At 64.7% G+C, this 13,977-nt stretch carries 14 protein-coding genes; 8 read left to right on the forward strand and 6 right to left on the reverse strand.

The annotated features are described in order from the left end of the window. The first annotated feature begins 39 nt into the window (after positions 1–39). Positions 40–1,269, forward strand: a complete 1,230-nt coding sequence (hemA, locus tag ACK41U_RS06660; RefSeq protein ID WP_409677507.1) for a 5-aminolevulinate synthase — start codon at positions 40–42, stop codon at positions 1,267–1,269. 109 nt (positions 1,270–1,378) lie between these two features. Next, positions 1,379–2,674, forward strand: coding sequence for a helix-turn-helix domain-containing protein (locus ACK41U_RS06665; RefSeq protein WP_409677509.1), 1,296 nt, complete (start codon positions 1,379–1,381; stop codon positions 2,672–2,674). A 45-nt stretch (positions 2,675–2,719) separates the two neighbouring features. Here ACK41U_RS06665 and ACK41U_RS06670 read toward each other — a convergent pair whose 3' ends face one another. Next, positions 2,720–3,769 (reverse strand): dipeptidase, encoded by a 1,050-nt coding sequence (locus tag ACK41U_RS06670; RefSeq protein WP_409677511.1) that lies wholly within the window; start codon positions 3,767–3,769, stop codon positions 2,720–2,722. 125 nt (positions 3,770–3,894) lie between these two features. Here ACK41U_RS06670 and ACK41U_RS06675 point away from each other — a divergent pair, with 125 nt between their 5' ends. Continuing rightward, positions 3,895–4,215 carry an antibiotic biosynthesis monooxygenase family protein gene (locus ACK41U_RS06675; RefSeq protein WP_409677513.1) on the forward strand — a complete coding sequence of 107 codons (321 nt, stop codon included), beginning with the start codon at positions 3,895–3,897 and terminating at the stop codon, positions 4,213–4,215. A 76-nt stretch (positions 4,216–4,291) separates the two neighbouring features. Next, positions 4,292–4,927, forward strand: coding sequence for a ParA family partition ATPase (parA, locus tag ACK41U_RS06680; RefSeq protein WP_409677515.1), 636 nt, complete (start codon positions 4,292–4,294; stop codon positions 4,925–4,927). A gap of 3 nt (positions 4,928–4,930) precedes the next feature. On the opposite strand, the gene ACK41U_RS06685 is transcribed toward parA, so the two are convergent. Then, complete coding sequence (locus tag ACK41U_RS06685; protein WP_409677519.1) at positions 4,931–5,629, reverse strand: NAD-dependent deacylase; 699 nt, start codon at positions 5,627–5,629, stop codon at positions 4,931–4,933. Then, positions 5,617–5,937 carry a hypothetical protein gene (locus ACK41U_RS06690; RefSeq protein WP_409677521.1) on the reverse strand — a complete coding sequence of 107 codons (321 nt, stop codon included), beginning with the start codon at positions 5,935–5,937 and terminating at the stop codon, positions 5,617–5,619. Before ACK41U_RS06690 ends, ACK41U_RS06685 begins: the two co-directional genes overlap by 13 nt. Before the next feature lie 181 nt (positions 5,938–6,118). Between ACK41U_RS06690 and ACK41U_RS06695 the strand changes: the two genes are divergently transcribed. From ACK41U_RS06695 to lepA, 4 genes are all read left to right on the forward strand, one after another. Next, positions 6,119–6,817 (forward strand): HAD family hydrolase, encoded by a 699-nt coding sequence (locus tag ACK41U_RS06695; protein WP_409677523.1) that lies wholly within the window; start codon positions 6,119–6,121, stop codon positions 6,815–6,817. Further along, positions 6,814–7,725, forward strand: a complete 912-nt coding sequence (locus ACK41U_RS06700) for a DMT family transporter (RefSeq protein ID WP_409677525.1) — start codon at positions 6,814–6,816, stop codon at positions 7,723–7,725. The genes ACK41U_RS06695 and ACK41U_RS06700 overlap by 4 nt, the downstream gene beginning before the upstream one ends. Before the next feature lie 185 nt (positions 7,726–7,910). Then, positions 7,911–8,606 carry a type 1 glutamine amidotransferase domain-containing protein gene (locus tag ACK41U_RS06705; RefSeq protein WP_409677527.1) on the forward strand — a complete coding sequence of 232 codons (696 nt, stop codon included), beginning with the start codon at positions 7,911–7,913 and terminating at the stop codon, positions 8,604–8,606. Positions 8,607–8,672: 66 nt separating this feature from the next. Beyond that, positions 8,673–10,472, forward strand: coding sequence for a translation elongation factor 4 (gene lepA / locus ACK41U_RS06710; protein ID WP_409677529.1), 1,800 nt, complete (start codon positions 8,673–8,675; stop codon positions 10,470–10,472). Between the two features lie 13 nt (positions 10,473–10,485). Here lepA and ACK41U_RS06715 read toward each other — a convergent pair whose 3' ends face one another. From ACK41U_RS06715 to clpA, 3 genes are all read right to left on the reverse strand, one after another. Continuing rightward, positions 10,486–11,121: a hypothetical protein gene (locus tag ACK41U_RS06715; protein ID WP_409677531.1), complete on the reverse strand. Its 636-nt coding sequence runs from the start codon at positions 11,119–11,121 to the stop codon at positions 10,486–10,488. Then, on the reverse strand, positions 11,040–11,612 hold the full coding sequence (locus tag ACK41U_RS06720) for a hypothetical protein (RefSeq protein ID WP_409677533.1): 573 nt from the start codon (positions 11,610–11,612) through the stop codon (positions 11,040–11,042). The genes ACK41U_RS06715 and ACK41U_RS06720 overlap by 82 nt, the downstream gene beginning before the upstream one ends. A 312-nt stretch (positions 11,613–11,924) precedes the next feature. Next, positions 11,925–13,977, reverse strand: a 2,053-nt coding sequence (gene clpA, locus ACK41U_RS06725) for an ATP-dependent Clp protease ATP-binding subunit ClpA (protein WP_409677535.1), incomplete at its 5' end; no start/stop codon positions are given.

A 13,977-nucleotide genomic window follows, 5' to 3' on the forward strand; every position in this document is an offset into this window, starting at 1 on the left:
ATGATTGCACCCAGCCAGCTATGCAAGGGAACGCCCGCAATGAACTATAACGCTGCTCTGGATCAGGCCATTGCCCGCCTGCACGACGAAGGCCGCTATCGGACCTTCATTGACATCGAGCGGGCAAAGGGCCGTTTTCCGCAGGCCGTCTGGAACCGTCCCGATGGTCAGCAGCAGGAAATCACCGTCTGGTGCGGCAACGACTATCTGGGTCTGGGCCAGCATCCCGCCGTTCTGGCCGCGATGCACGAGGCGCTGGATGCGACCGGCGCCGGATCGGGCGGCACGCGCAATATCAGCGGCACCACCGTCTATCACAAGCGGCTGGAGGCCGAGCTGGCCGATCTGCACGGGCAGGACGCGGCCCTGGTCTTTTCCAGCGCCTATATCGCCAATGACGCCACGCTTTCGACCCTGCCCAAGCTGTTTCCCGGCCTGATCATCTATTCCGATGAGCTGAACCACGCCTCGATGATCGAGGGGATCAAGCGTCATGGCGGCGCCAAGCGCATCTTCCGTCACAATGATGTGGCCCATCTGCGTGCCTTGCTGGCGGCGGATGATCCCGATGCGCCCAAGCTGATCGCGTTTGAGTCGATCTATTCCATGGACGGCGATTTCGCCCCGATCGAGGCGATCTGCGATCTGGCGCGCGAATTCGGCGCCCTGACCTATCTGGACGAGGTGCATGCGGTCGGCATGTATGGTCCGCGCGGCGGCGGCGTGGCCGAGCGGGACGGGCTGGTGGACCGCATCGACATCTTCAACGGCACGCTTGGCAAGGCGTTCGGCGTCTTTGGCGGCTATATCGCGGCCAGTGCACGCATGTGCGACGCGATCCGCTCCTATGCGCCGGGCTTTATCTTTACCACCTCGCTGCCGCCTGCCGTGGCTGCCGGGGCCGCGACCGCCATCGCCCTGCTGAAGACGCCCGAGGGGCAGAAGCTGCGCGATGCCCAGCAATTGCACGCGCGTATCCTCAAGATGCGGCTGAAATCGCTTGGCATGCCGATCATCGACCATGGCAGCCACATCGTGCCCGTCCATGTCGGTCATCCGGTTCATTGCAAGGCGCTGTCAGATATGCTCTTGCGCGATTATAATATTTATGTACAACCAATTAACTATCCCACCGTGCCTCGCGGGACCGAGCGGCTTCGCTTTACCCCCTCTCCGGTGCACGATCCGAAGCAGATTGACCATCTGGTTCGCGCCATGGATGCGCTTTGGTCGCATTGTGCGCTGAATCGCGCTGAATTGAGTGCGTAAGCCCGATGACGGGTGAACTGCTCTCGTCTGCGTGATACCCTACCTGTAAAGAAGAGCGGCAGACGGTGATTCGTCACCGGCTGCACGGCGGGCAGATGAGGCAATCGGGATGAGCAGGCTGCGGGCAAAGTACCCGGCAGAGGACGGTGCGGCGGTCGGGGAAATCCAGCATTTCTACGACGATGACACCCGCCTAGGCGACATCATGCGCGGCGAGCGCGCGACACTTGGCAAGTCGTTGCTGGATGTTCAGCGCGAGTTGCGGATTCGTGCCTCGTATGTCGCGGCGATCGAGAATTGCGATATTTCGGCCTTTGACGCCCCCAGCTTCATCTCGGGCTATGTGCGTTCCTATGCGCGCTATCTGGGGATGGACCCTGACTGGACCTTCCGTCGCTTCTGCGTGGAATCGGGCTTTCAGCCGACCCATGGCATGGCGCCTTCGGCCGCAGGGCCGAAACCCGGCCGCCGCCCCTCTGACCCCGCCGAGGCGCTGGCAAATCCCCGCGCGCTGTTCATCCCGCAGGAACGCAACTTCTGGTCGGATCTTGAGCCGCGTGCCGTGGGCGCGCTGGTTGTGCTGATGGCGTTGATTGCCGGGCTGGGCTATGGCGGCTATGCGGTCCTGCAAGAGGTTCAGCGCGTGACCCTGACGCCGGGCGATGATCTGCCGCGGCTGGTCACCGATCTGGACCCGACGCAGGGCGCAGGCCTTGGTGGCCCTGAAATCGAGACCCGCGATCCGGCGCAGATCGCCCAGAGCCTGCCGCAGCCCGAAGCGATGGACCGCCTTTATCGTCCCCAGATTCTTGAGGCGCCGGTCCTGACCGCGCGCGACGGCCCGATTGCCGCGATCGACCCCGGCCTGATGGACGGTGCCCTGTCGGTCGAGACGATCATTGCCGATGCGGGCCTTGTGACGGCGGTTCCGCAGCCCGATATGTCGCAGACGATGTCCGAGATGTTCGGCCCGGCGCTTGCGGACACGCCTGACGCGGCGCCGGCAGATGCCACCACCACCGCCGATGCGGGTGTGCGCACGCTGGCCCCCGACGCGCCGCAGACCGAACTTCTGGCGGTGCGCCCGGCCTGGGTGCGCGTGACCTCGGCGGATGGCACTGTGCTGCTGGAAAAGATTATGGATGCCGGCGAACGCTTTGCCTTGCCCAAGCTGGAAGAGCCGCCGCGCCTGCGGACCGGCAATTCCGGTGCGGTTTATTTCGCCGTCAACGGGCAGGCTTACGGCCCGGCGGCGCCCGGCGCGCAGGTCGTCAGCAATGTCGAACTGTCGCCCGACAGCCTGACCGAACGTTTTGCGCTGGCCGATCTGGGCGCCGAGCCGGAACTGGCGCAACTGATCGCGGTGGCGCAGGCTGGTCCCGCCGGGACGCCCGAAGGCGACTAGACCTGACAGCAGAACGGCGCCCCGCGAGGCGCCGTTTTTCTTGCGTCAGCTGCGCCAGGTCCGTTCCAGCATCGAAATCCAGTTCCCGCAAGCGATCTTGCGGATCAGTGCCTCGCCATAGCCATGCGCCGCCATCGCCTCCAGCAGGCGGGGCAGGGCGGCGGCATCGGGCAGGTCGCGCGGCATCAGCGCGCCGTCGAAATCCGACCCCAGCGCCACGCCATCCTCGCCCAGAATGCCCAGCAGATGGTCCAGATGGCGCAGCATCACGCCCAGATCCTGCAAGGGCAGCCGCCGCCCGTCGGGCCGCAGGAAGCTGGAGGCGAAATTCAGCCCGACCAGCCCGCCGCTGTCCGCGATCTGGCGCAGCTGCCGGTCGGTCAGGTTGCGGCTGCTGGCACAGATCGCGTGCACCGCGCTGTGGCTGGCGACCAGTGGCGCATCCGACAGGCGGGCGATGTCGTCAAACCCGGCCTCGTTCAGATGCGACAGGTCCAGCATGATCCCCAGCGCGTTGCAGTCCCGGACCAGCGCCCGGCCCGCTTCGGTCAGCGGGCCGCCCAGATCGGGCGAGGCGGGAAAGGCAAAGGGCACGCCATGGCCGAACCGCGTCGGCCGCGACCAGACCGGCCCCAGCGAGCGCAGCCCCATGCCGTGCCACAGATGCAGCGCGTCGGGGTCGGCGATCGCCTCGGCCCCCTCCATATGCAGCACGGCGGCAAAGCGTCCGGCGGCCAGTGCTGCGTGCAGTTCAGCCGCCGTGGTCACGACCGACAGCGTGCCGGTCCGTTCCAGCATCCGCAGGGCGGCGGCCTGCGCAAAGGCATGGGGCAGGGCGGTGGCGGCGGGGATTTCATCGGGCAGCGGCAGGGCAAAGGGCGGGTTCTCCATCGCGTGGACATGGTCGACATCGTCCAGCGTCTGGGGCGAGGGGATCCAGATCGCGAAAAATCCGCCCACCAGCCCGCCCGCCTGTGCGCGCGGCAGGTCCAGATGGCCAACCCCGCCGCCTGCTTGCCACAGCGCAGCACCCCCTTCACCTGCTGCGACAATCCGTTGCAGCGTATCGTTGTGACCGTCAAAAACCGGGATCATTCTGCCATCCTTCTGCCATCCGCGCGCAGGATGCACGTCGTGCAAGCCCGCCGCAATGCGCTTTGCGCGGCGGGCGTGCCCGGTTAGGCTGGCCGGGCACAGCCCTGCCAGCGAAAGGCCAGCCCATGCCCCATATCCGCCCTGATTTCGACGGCCAGACCGTTATCACCACCTTCGAGGTCACGCCCGGCAATGCCCATGACGTGCTGGACGCGCTGACCGATGCCTGGGCGCAGGTCATCAGCCAGCAGCCCGGCTGCCTGTCCGGCGCGATCCATCTGAACGACGCGCAGACCCGCATCGCCACCTATTCGCAATGGCGCGACCGGCGCGATTATCAGGCCATGCTGCGCCACCCCGAGATGCGCCGCCGCAACCGCGAGATCCACGCCATGTGCAAAAGTTTCGAGCCGGTCATGTACGAGGTGCAATCGGTGCATCCCTGATGCTGCACATGCAGAAACCCCGTGCAATCGCTCTGCTGCCTGATAACGTCACCCAACCGACAAGGAGGAGCAGCACATGACGGGCCGGATCATCACCGTGGCGCAGCAAAAGGGCGGTTCGGGCAAGACCACGCTGGCGGTCAATCTGGCGGTCGCGCTGCATGGCCGGGGCCGTTCGGTGGCCCTTGTCGACACCGATCCGCAGGGCAGCATGGGGCGTTGGTTCCTCGAACGCATTGCCGCGCGGGGCGAGGATGAGGCGCTGGATTTCTCGACCTCGTCGGCCTGGGGGGCCAGCTACGAATCGGAAAAGCTGAAGAAGCGGTTCGATTATGTCATCATCGACACGCCGCCCAAGATCGACAGCGACCTGCGGCCTTCGTTGCGGGTGGCCGATCTGGTGCTGGTGCCGGTGGCGACCAGCCATGTCGATCTGTGGGCGACCGAGGGCGTGCTGGATCTGGCGCGGCGCGAGCGGGCCGAGGTGCTGGTGGTGCTGAACCGCACCCGCCCCAACACCCGCCTGTCGGTCGAGGTGGCCGAGCGGGCGACCGAACTGGGCGCCATCGTGGCCGAAACGCGCGTCGCCAACCGCGTCGCCTATGCCGAGACGCTGGGGCAGGGCCTGGGCGTGATCGAAGGCAGCGGCACAGCCGCCGCCCGCGATGAGATGGCGGCGCTGCTGGACGAGGTTCTGGCCCGGCTCGGCTGAGGGTCAGCCGCCGGTCAGCCCCTCGACCCATTCCGGCACGGTCTTTGAGGCCGGGCCGGTGATATGGCGGTCGAAATCGCGCGCCACGGCGCTGGCCTCAAGGTTCAGCTCGACGCAATCGGCGCCCATGCGCGCGGCATGCTGGGCAAAGCCCGCCGCAGGCCAGACCTGACCCGAAGTGCCGATGGCCGCGAAAATCTCGCAGTCCTGCAGGGCCTGCCAGATTGTCTCCATCTGTTGCGGGATCTCTCCGAACCAGACGATGTCGGGGCGGGTCGCGGGCGCCGCGCAGGCGGGGCAGGGGTCACCGGGCGCCATCACCGCAGGCGCGGGCCAGCGATGCCCGCAGGCCGCGCACAGCGCGCGCGACAGGGCGCCATGCATATGGATCACATCTGGGCTGCCCGCGCGTTCGTGCAGATCATCGACATTCTGCGTGATCAGCACCAGATCATGCGCCTGCGCCAGCCGCGCCAGCGCGAAATGGGCCGCGTTGGGCTGGGCCGCCGCAGCCGCCGCCCGGCGCGCATTGTAGAAACGATGTACCAGCGCGGGGTCGCGGGCAAAGGCCTCGGGCGTGGCCACATCCTCGATCCGGTGGCGCTCCCACAGGCCGTCGGCGGCGCGGAACGTCGCCAGCCCGCTTTCGGCAGAGACGCCCGCCCCGGTCAGAACCGCGATGCGGCGCCTCAGCGGCGGCACAGCCCCTCGGCCTGGCTGGCGAAATGGCGATAGCGGCGCCAGAATTCGCTGTCACCGTTGCGCTTGGAGGTGCGGACCTCTTGCGCGCGGTGCGGGTCGCGGAAGAACTCCGCGGCGCGGCGCTGGTCGGCGCGCGACAGGGTCTGGTTGGCGACCTGCTGGATGCAACCGCACAGCGGCGCATTGCCGCGCGCACGGTCCGAGCGCACACAGGCGCTGTCGATCGGCCCGGCCATCGCCAGGGGCGCGGTCATCACCACGGCGGCGGCGGCGATCACCAGCCGGTTCAGCATGGATTGCTTGCGCATGGACTGTCTCCTCGGGGTTCCTCATTCGCGGTCGGGCCGCCGGTTGCCCCAGTCTGCATGCCCTGTGCCACCAGCCATAGCAAAAACGGCGTCGACGCTCAATCATCTCCGACGCTCGGGGCGGTTTGACAAATGCGTGGCCGCATGGTCCTGACAGGATGAACCGGGACAGGAGGCGTGGATGATCGAGGCCATCGGGCTGGATGCCGACGACACGCTGTGGGAGAACGAGACCTTCTTTCGCCTGACCGAGGCCGAATTCTGCACGCTTCTGGCCGATCACGCGGCCCCCGAAGACATTGCCGCAAGGCTTTACGATGTCGAGCGCGCCAATCTGGTCCGCTATGGCTATGGGATCAAGGGATTCATGCTGTCGATGGTCGAGACGGCGATCGAGCTGACCGATGGCCGCGCCGATGGCCGCACGATCGGACGCATCCTGGATCTGGGGCGCGAGATGCTGGCCCATCCGGTCGATCTGTTGCCCGGTGTCGGGACGGCGCTGGACGCGCTGGCCGACCGGCGGCTGATTCTGATCACCAAGGGCGACCTGATGGATCAGGAGCGCAAGATCGCCGCCTCGGGGCTGGCCGAGCGCTTTGCCTCGGTCGAGATTCTGGCCGACAAGACGCCCGAATCCTATGCCCGCGTGCTCTGGGCGCAGGGGGTGGCGGGTGAGCGATTCCTGATGGCGGGCAATTCCATGAAAAGCGATGTGATCCCGGTGCTGGACCTGGGCGGCTGGGGGGTGTTCATCCCCCACGACCAGACCTGGGTGGCCGAACATGCCGATGCGCCCGATCATCCGCGTCTGCACCAGCTGACCTCCCTGACCGGACTGCCCGCGCTGGTCGCGGCGATCGAGGAGGGGGCGGCGTGACCGAGAATGGCCGCGCGGCGCTGCTGATGACCGGCGCCATGGCGCTGTTCGCGGTCGAGGATGCGCTGATCAAGACGCTGACGCTGAGCCTGCCGGTGCCGCAGCTTCTGGCGCTGACCGGGCTGGGCGGGGCGCTGGTCTTCTGGGGGCTGCTGGCGCGGCGGCGGCGGGCGCTGTGGACGCGGGCGCTGCTGCATCCGATGGTTCTGGCGCGCAATCTGGGCGAGCTGGTGGGCGCCTTCGCCTTTGTCACGGCGCTGGCGGTGGGCGATCTGGCGGTGACCTCGGCCATTCTGCAGGTGCTGCCGCTGACGCTGGTGATGGGGGCGGCGCTGTTTCTGGGCGAGGCGGTGGGCTGGCGGCGATGGGCCTCGGTCGCGGTGGGGTTTGCGGGCGTGCTGCTGATCCTGCGGCCCGGCTCGGGCGATGTCGACATGGCGATGCTCTGGGCGGTGCTGGGCGTGGCGGGGCTGACGTTGCGCGATCTGGCGACGCGGCGGATCCCGGCGCATGTCCCGTCGGACCAGCTGTCGGCCTCGGCCTTTGGCGCGATGGTGCCTGCGGGCATCGTGCTGGCGTTGCTGGGCGGTGGCCCGGTCGTGGTGCCGGGGGCTGTGCAGCTGGCGCTGCTGGCGGGCACGGTGCTGTTCGGGGTGCTGGGCTATGGCGCGCTGGTGGCGGCCTCGCGGCTGGGCGAGGCGTCCGTTGTGGCGCCGTTCCGCTATACGCGGCTGGGCTTTGCGCTGCTGGTCGCGGTGGTGGTCTTTGGTGAACGCCCCGATGCGCTGACCCTTGCGGGTGCGGCCCTGATCGCGCTGGCGGGCGGCTATGCGATGTGGCGCGAGGCGCAGGTGCGGCGCCCGGTTGCTGTGGCGGTGGACGGTCTGACCCGTCCCGGCCGGCGCTGAGCCCACGCGGCGCGACCGCCGCAGGGGCAGCCGCCTGCGGCCCCATCGAGGGGCCTTGGCGGCTGCGCGGCCCTGCGGGACCGCGCGGCACCGCCCCGCGGGCCTGGCCGGGAACCTTGCGCGCCGCCAATGGTTGAGCGGGCAACGGCCTGCCCCCGCAGGCCCCGACCACACAGGAGCCTTCCATGCCCCGCGCGCTTTTCATTCTGACCTCGCATGACAGCCTTGGCGACAGCGACACCCCCACCGGCTTTTACTGGGAAGAGCTGGCCACCCCCTATTGGGCCCTGTCCGACGCTGGCTGGACGGTCGAGCTGGCCAGCATCAAGGGCGGCGAGCCGCCCGCCGACCCGGCCTCGGCCAAAGGCGATGCGCTGAACGACGATGTGCGCCGCTTCATGGCCGACGAACCCGCCATGAACAAGCTGCGCAACACCGAAGCCGTCGATCAGGTCGAGGTTTCGGGCTGCGACATCGTCTTTCTGCCCGGCGGCCACGGCACCATGTGGGATCTGCCGGACTCGCGCGCCCTGGGCTTTCTGCTGGCGCAGGCCTGGGACAAGGGCGCGGTCATCGGCGCCGTCTGCCACGGCCCGGCGGGGCTGCTGTCGGCGCGCCTCGCGTCAGGCGATCCGCTGGTCAAGGGCCGCCGCGTCGCGGGCTTTACCAATGCCGAGGAAGACGCGGCGGGCCTCACCGGCACCGTCCCCTTCCTGCTGGCCGATCAACTGAAGGCGCAGGGCGCGCAGCACCAGACCGGCCCCGACTGGCAGCCCTTTGCACTGGCCGACGGGCGGCTGGTGACGGGCCAGAACCCGGCCTCCTCGGCCGAGGTGGCACGGCTGATGCTGGCGGTGGCCGACCAGCCCGCCATGCCGTGACCGCAAAGCGCGCGCGGCCCGCGAAACCCTCTTTTCGTGGCCCGCGCGCCCCTGTATAGCCCGGCCATGACCGAGCTTTCCCTCATCCGCAATTTTTCGATCGTGGCCCATATCGACCACGGAAAATCCACCCTTGCCGACCGGCTGATCCAGTCGACGGGCACTGTCGCCGACCGCGACATGAAAGCCCAGATGCTGGACAGCATGGACATCGAGCGCGAGCGGGGGATCACCATCAAGGCCAACACCGTCCGCATCGCCTATCCGGCGAAGGATGGTCACACCTATGTCCTGAACCTGATCGACACGCCCGGCCATGTGGACTTTGCCTATGAGGTCAGCCGCAGCATGCGCGCGGTCGAGGGCTCGTTGCTGGTCGTGGACGCGACGCAGGGCGTCGAGGCGCAGACCCTGGCCAATGTCTATCAGGCCATCGACGCGGGCCATGACATCGTGCCGGTCCTGAACAAGATCGACCTGCCCGCCGCCGAGCCCGACCGCGTGAAGGCCCAGATCGAGGATGTGATCGGCATCGACGCACAGGACGCCATCCCGATCAGCGCCAAGACCGGCCTCGGCATCCCCGACGTGCTGGAGGCGATCGTGACGCGCCTGCCCGCGCCGAAAGGCGACCGCGACGCACCGCTGAAAGCCATGCTGGTCGACAGCTGGTATGACGCCTATCTGGGCGTCGTCGTGATGATCCGCGTCATGGACGGCGTCATCCGCAAGGGCGAGCAGATCAAGATGATGCAGACGGGCGCGTCCCACCGCATCGACAAGCTGGCCGTGCTGACCCCCGCCATGGTCGACATCGACGAGCTGGGGCCGGGCGAGATCGGCGTCTTCACCGGCTCGATCAAGCAGGTCCGCGACACCCGCGTCGGCGACACCATCACCCACGAACGCAAGCCCTGCACCACCGCGCTGCCCGGCTTCAAACCGGCGCAACCCGTGGTCTTCTGCGGCCTGTTCCCGGTGGACGCCAATGATTTCGAACCCCTGCGTGACGCCATCGAAAAGCTGGCCCTGAACGATGCCAGCTTCAGCTACGAGATGGAAACCTCGGCCGCCCTCGGCTTCGGCTTCCGCTGCGGCTTCCTGGGCCTGCTGCATCTTGAGGTCATCCGCGACCGTCTGGAACGCGAATACGATCTGGACCTGATCACCACCGCCCCCTCGGTCGTCTTCCGCCTGCACATGCGCGACGGCGAGATGCGCGAGCTGCACAACCCCGCCGACATGCCCGACCTGACGCTGGTCGACCATATCGAGGAGCCGCGCATCAAGGCCACGATCATGGTGCCTGACGATTATCTGGGCGATGTGCTGAAACTGTGCCAGGACCGCCGCGGCATCCAGCTGGACCTGACCTATGCGGGCGCCCGCGCGATGGTCGTCTATGACCTGCCGCTGGCCGAGGTCGTGTTCGATTTCTACGACCGCCTGAAATCGGTGACCAAGGGCTATGCCAGCTTTGACTATCAGATCAGCGAATACCGCGAGGATTATCTGGTCAAGATGTCGATCCTTGTGAACGATGAGCCCGTCGACGCCCTGTCGATCATGGTCCACCGCGACCGCGCGGAATCGCGGGGCCGGGTCATGGTGGAAAAGCTGAAAGAGCTGATCCCCCGGCACATGTTCAAGATCCCGATTCAGGCCGCCATCGGGTCCCGCGTGATCGCGCGAGAGACCCTGTCGGCCATGCGCAAGGACGTGACCGCCAAATGCTATGGCGGCGACGCGACGCGGAAAAAGAAGCTGCTGGAGAAGCAGAAGGCGGGCAAGAAGAAGATGCGCCAGTTCGGCAAGGTGGAGATCCCGCAGACGGCGTTTATTCAGGCGTTGAAGATGGATGGGTGAGAGTAGCTACATATTAAGAAGGGGCATCTTGTAAAAAGGGCATCTCGTAAGTTGTGACTGCGTTGAACTCCCCCGTGGGCTTTTGAATTATAGCGAAGTCTGAGAGCGGTTTTACTATAGTTGATCCGTTGTCGAATTCGGGCATTAGTTCGACCTGCACTGCATACGGAAACTCGCTTCCAACTGCTGAGATCTCGCCTATCAAAACTCCATTGGAGGTAAGAACGTGCGATCCGACGCTCAAAATGGCTCGATTTTCTGCATTTGCTAAAGTGAATGGACCGGTCGTCCTGTTGTTGCAGTCGCTATCGGCCAGAATGAGAGTTGAAAAATCGACCTCTGCAGAGCCTTCGTTTCCACAGAACTCCACCAAGACCTTGCCATCTTTCAATTCAGCAAATGCGTTGACACGGACCTTTCTCGGATCGTCTGAGTTATTTATTCTATAATATTGGTATTCTTCTGACGGAAACGAGATAATTCCATCTAACGCCGCTCGCGTTGATTTCTCCGCTTCAGGTGAAGCGAGCGCGAGATGAAGCGGTGATAGCGAAAGCCCTAGTGAGGCTAGTATGAGTTTCTTTCGGGGTGTGTGTCTTGATATACTCTTATCACATGGCCTGAGTTTTTTGGGAAGTGATATATCCATCGTCTTTTGCTCCCACTCCATTTTGAAATTAGGTATACGTCGTTGGTCGTGCTGATCAAATGATGAAGGGTGGTTCCGGTGTTTTTTGAAAGAAACTTGTCTAATTCTATTTTTGCTGGTCCGGAAATGACATTAGCAGGCTTCAAGAACGGGTAGTCTTCTTGTGCCGTCAAGAATCCTTGCCTTGGGGCATCCCATACGGCGTAAAAGATAAAAGAAGCAACTGCAAATAAGGGGACGGAAATAGTTCTAGTGTAAATTGTGATAAGAGCTGCAGCGAGAACAGCGAGTATTAACAAAATCCAGGAATTATTTAGCGTGGACAATATTGACGGAAGAGCATGCGCCAGAACTGTTTGAAATCCGTAGTCGCCGCCAATTGATGAAAGATCGTAAAAGGAAAAGTATCCGCCCAGATAACGATATCCACACAGATAGACGCCGGATGCCACGACAGATGTGGCTGCGGCGACAGGAAATGCCTCTGCCATTGCGGTGCTCCGCTCGTCGCGTTGATTCCCATACAGCTTGAGAGCACACTAAAGCAGAAACAGATTTTTTGGTAACCATTTTGTGAGGAGAGAGGTCAAGGATGGCAACATAGCCAGGCGACTCATTCGATGCGAAGTCGCTAATGTGCCGCTGCCTGAGTGCGCGCTCACTCTTTCTAGAACACTCTCAGCCAAGTATCAGAGTCAACGCGCTAAAACCGTCTCACACGAAGCACTTTCGCTCACCCCAAAAACCCCGACATGGCGCCCCCAAAAGAACGCCATGCCGTCTCTCTCACCTCACCGCAGCAATCACTCCGCCGTCAGCAGCGGCGTCTTTGACCGACCGATCCGCGGAGCCTCAGGGCCGGTGATGTCAAACGCCGGTTTGTCGTCCTCGATCTTCACCCGGATCATGCCGCCCTTGGTCAGGCGGCCGAACAGCAGCTCTTCCGCCAGCGGTTTCTTGATGTATTCCTGAATCACCCGGCCAAGCGGGCGGGCGCCCATGCGGTCGTCATAGCCTTTTTCCGCCAGCCAGTCCGCCGCCTCGGGCGTCAGCTCGATATGGACATTGCGGTCCATCAGCTGCGCCTCCAGCTGCAGCACGAACTTTTCGACCACATGCACCACAACCTCGCGCGACAGCGGCGCAAAGCTGATGATCGCATCCAGACGGTTGCGGAATTCGGGCGTGAACGTCCGCTCGATCGCGGCGGTGTCCTCGCCCTCGCGCCGGTCGCGGCCAAAGCCGATCGCGGCCTTGGCGGCATCCGAGGCGCCCGCATTCGAGGTCATGATCAGGATCACATTGCGGAAATCGACCTGGCGGCCGTTATGGTCGGTCAGACGCCCCGCATCCATGATCTGCAGCAGAATGTTATAAACATCCGGGTGCGCCTTTTCGATTTCGTCCAGCAGCAGCACGCAATGCGGGTGCTGGTCGACGCCATCGGTCAGCAGCCCGCCCTGATCAAAGCCGACATAGCCCGGAGGCGCGCCGATCAACCGGCTGACCGCGTGTTTCTCCATATATTCGGACATGTCGAAGCGCAGCAACTCGACCCCCAACGTGGTGGCAAGCTGTTTGGCGACCTCGGTCTTGCCGACGCCGGTCGGGCCCGCGAACAGATAGTTGCCGATGGGCTTTTCCGGTTCGCGCAGACCCGCACGCGCCAGCTTGATCGCCGATGACAGCGCGCTGATCGCATCGTCCTGACCAAAGACCACCCGCTTGAGCGAGGCTTCCAGATCGCGCAGCACCTCGGCATCGTTCTTGCTGACATTCTTGGGCGGAATGCGCGCAATCTTGGCCACCACGGCCTCGATCTCTTTGGGGCTGATCGTCTTGCGGCGTTTGCTTTCCGCGACCAGATGCTGCGCCGCGCCCGCCTCGTCGATCACGTCGATGGCGCTGTCGGGCAGCTTGCGGTCGTTGATATAGCGGCTGGCCAGTTCCACCGCCGATTTGATCGCATCATTGGTGTAACGCAGGTCGTGATGCGCCTCGAAATGCGGCTTGAGCCCCATCAGGATCTTGATCGTGTCGGGCACCGAAGGCTCGTTCACGTCGATCTTCTGGAACCGGCGCGACAGCGCGCGGTCCTTTTCGAAATGCTGGCGGTATTCCTTATAGGTCGTGGAGCCCATGCAGCGCAGCTTGCCCCCGGCCAGCGCCGGTTTCAGCAGGTTGGAGGCATCCATCGCCCCGCCCGAGGTCGCGCCCGCACCGATCACGGTGTGGATCTCGTCGATGAACAGGATCGCGTCGGGATGCGCCTCAAGTTCCTTGACGACCGCTTTCAGCCGTTCCTCGAAATCGCCGCGATAGCGGGTGCCGGCCAGCAGCGCCCCCATATCCAGCGAAAAAATCGTGGCACCGGCCAGCACGTCAGGCGTCTCGCCCCGCGTGATCTTCAGCGCCAGCCCCTCGGCGATGGCGGTCTTGCCCACGCCCGGATCGCCCACCAGCAGCGGGTTGTTCTTGCGGCGGCGGCAAAGGACCTGGATCGCACGCTCGACCTCGGATTCGCGGCCGATCAGCGGGTCCACATCGCCCTTGCGGGATTTGGCGTTCAGATCGACGCAATATTTACCAAGCGCAGTTTCCTCTTTGGGCTCCTGCGCGGCCTCGGCCTTCTGTTCGACCGGTTCTTCGGCGCCCACGACCTTGCGCGGCTCGTTAAAGGACGGGTTCTTGGCGACGCCATGGGCGATGTAATTCACCGCGTCATAGCGGGTCATATCCATTTCCTGCAGGAAATAGGCCGCGTTCGATTCGCGTTCGGCGAAGATCGCGACCAGCACATTGGCGCCGGTCACCTCCTGCCGCCCCGAGCTCTGGACATGGATGGCTGCGCGCTGG

This window comes from Paracoccus sp. (in: a-proteobacteria) (assembly GCF_046289755.1).
Classification (GTDB): Bacteria; Pseudomonadota; Alphaproteobacteria; order Rhodobacterales; family Rhodobacteraceae; genus Paracoccus.